The organism is uncultured Campylobacter sp. (assembly GCF_937997465.1).
Taxonomy (GTDB): Bacteria; Campylobacterota; Campylobacteria; order Campylobacterales; family Campylobacteraceae; genus Campylobacter_A.
Genome location: NZ_CALKTQ010000217.1, coordinates 1 through 2314 on the forward strand (window position 1 = coordinate 1; position 2314 = coordinate 2314).

The 2314-nt window shown below is 41.0% G+C and carries 3 protein-coding genes and 1 pseudogene; all 4 read right to left on the reverse strand.

Annotation, left to right across the window (positions count from 1 at the left end):
• A pseudogene (locus Q0546_RS07255) lies at nucleotides 1-317 on the reverse strand (sensor histidine kinase); the annotation flags it as partial.
• A complete protein-coding gene (locus Q0546_RS07260) occupies nucleotides 301-960 on the reverse strand; it encodes a response regulator transcription factor (protein WP_298791761.1) in 660 nt (219 codons plus the stop codon). The gene Q0546_RS07260 and the pseudogene Q0546_RS07255, both read right to left, overlap by 17 nt.
• A gap of 39 nt (nucleotides 961-999) precedes the next feature.
• Nucleotides 1000-1578, reverse strand: a complete 579-nt coding sequence (locus Q0546_RS07265) for a hypothetical protein (RefSeq protein WP_298791763.1) — start codon at nucleotides 1576-1578, stop codon at nucleotides 1000-1002.
• Nucleotides 1579-1690: 112 nt separating this feature from the next.
• Nucleotides 1691-2113 carry a PepSY domain-containing protein gene (locus Q0546_RS07270; protein ID WP_298791765.1) on the reverse strand — a complete coding sequence of 141 codons (423 nt, stop codon included), beginning with the start codon at nucleotides 2111-2113 and terminating at the stop codon, nucleotides 1691-1693.
• Nucleotides 2114-2314: the final 201 nt, after the last annotated feature.

The window sequence follows — 2314 nt, forward strand, 5'->3', positions numbered from 1 at the left end:
CTCCCCTCGCCGCTATCCATCTCAAGCGTGCCATCAAAATTTTTAGGCACTAAACCACCCAGCAATTCGCCGTTTTCGCTATATTTTATAAAAAATATCCCATCATCATAGGGTTCAAATTCTTCCGTATTATTGGCGATTTTGGTGACTGATTTGGCTAGCTTTTTTTGGCTCACGTCCTCAAAAATTTCATCCGCCACAACCGCTGAGATAGCTATGAGTGCTGCCACGATAGCCATGATAAAAAATGAGTACCAAAGCGTCACGCGCGCTGTGATGGGGATATTTGCAAGAGTGCGCTTAATCCTTAATAACATAGCCAAGTCCTCTTTTAGTCTGGATCACTTCGCACTCACCAAATTTTTTTCTTATATTTTTTACTAGTACGTCGATGATGTTTGAGCTGCCCATGTAGTCGAAGTCCCAGACGTGTTCTTTGATCTGGTCGCGGGTCAAAATTCTACCCTTATTGAGCATCAAAAACTCTAAAATTTCATACTCTTTGCCTGTTAGCTCGATATTTTGCCCGCCAAATTCGACTGACTTTTTAGAAAGGTCGATCTTTAGCTCGCCTGCGCAAATTTCACTACTTGCGCTGCCGCTGTTTCGGCGGATTAGCGTGCGAACTCTAGCTAACAGCTCTTTAAAATCAAATGGTTTTACTAAATAGTCATCAGCGCCCGTGTCAAGCCCCTTTACGATGTCATCTATCTCGTCCTTTGCGGTGAGCATGAGCACGGGTGTGGCTAGCTTTCTGGTGCGAGACTTTTGCAAAAATGTAAGGCCGTCCATCACCGGCATCATGATATCAAGCACGATAAGATCGTAGTGCGCCACGGCGGTAAAGTCCATCGCCTCCTCGCCGTTAAACGCGCTATCGACGCTATATCCGTTTTTCTTAAGGTGCTTTGTGATGACGTTATTTAGGTCTATCTCGTCTTCAACGACTAAAATTTTCATCTTTGCCTCTTTTTGGTTTTGCTCGCTATTTTATCAAATTTAACTCTTTATTTTTAGGCTAAGTATCTCTCCGTTGCCGGCTGCTATTTTAAAACAATATAAAAAGTCGTTAAATTTAGCCTTCGCCTCGTAAAAATACTCCCTGCTAGCTTTGTTAAACGCCTCCATCTTGCCTAGATAAATTTGACCAAATTCAACATTGCCAGCCTCTGTTTTTAGGCGTTTAGCGACGATATCTTTGACTAGATCACTTGAGATGATCTGCGCGCCGTCAAATTTAGCCTGCTCTTCATTTACCCTTGAAAGCTCCGCCTTTTTGGCCTCATCTTTTAGCTCGTTCGCCAAATTTCCCAGCCACTCTCCAGCCTTACCGGCACAAGCTAGCACGCCACCGGCGCTTTGGAGTGAAATTTCTAATGTCTTTTTGGCTAAATTAAGAGCCCAGTTAGCGCCACAGCTTGTTTTTTTAATATTTTCTTCTAAATTTTCTCTTCTTTGCTCTATTTTATCTAGAGTCTGGCTAGCGTTTTCATCTAAAATTTGGTTTTCGTTTTTGCTTGCAGTAGCCATCTCAACATCTAAATTTTCGTCTAAGTTTTTATTTACATTCTCGTTCATCTTTTTTCCTTAGTTAAATTTAGCGCCCAAATTTCTCTGGGCGCACAAGATCACTTCGTGTAGTTGCCGATGATTTCGCCTGTTTGAGCGTTTATTATCACCTTTTTCTCGCTCATGCCTTTTTAAGCTCGACCTTGTAGATCCAAGTGCCGTTTTTATTATCAAGATCCGCCTCGTCAAGGTTCCAGCCAGCCTCAAGGGCGAGCGCTTTATTTGCGGCCTCGTCGATGCTAAGAGCGAACTTTGAGAAATCTATCGCCTCGTTTGGCAATATAAATTTTTCGTTTTTAACCTCGTGTTTTACGATCTGACCGCTGTTTGCGTCGATTTTTATCTCTTGTTTTTGATTATCTTTAAAAGACTCTATTTCATAAAAAGTTGTTCCTTTTTTAACGTCTACCGAAATATCCTTGACGCTTGAACCTGGGAAGTTTTTCTCAGCTATGTTTAAAGCGTCGTTAAATGTGACAGCCGCTTGTAAGCCTGTGGCACCTAAAATCGCTGCTAAAACAGCCATACTTAATACTTTGTTCATTGTTTGTCCTTTGATTTTTATTTCCAACTCTTTGTTTGGATGAGCGCATTATAAAAGACTTAAATGAAGCTAGGATGAATGGAATGAATTTATTTAAAAAGCGTAGCACACTTGATGTGATTGCCTAAAATTAGGCCTAATAGCGAGTTTACATCTTAAATTTACTATTTAGTTTTAGTGTTTTTATTGCGTATTTGCTCC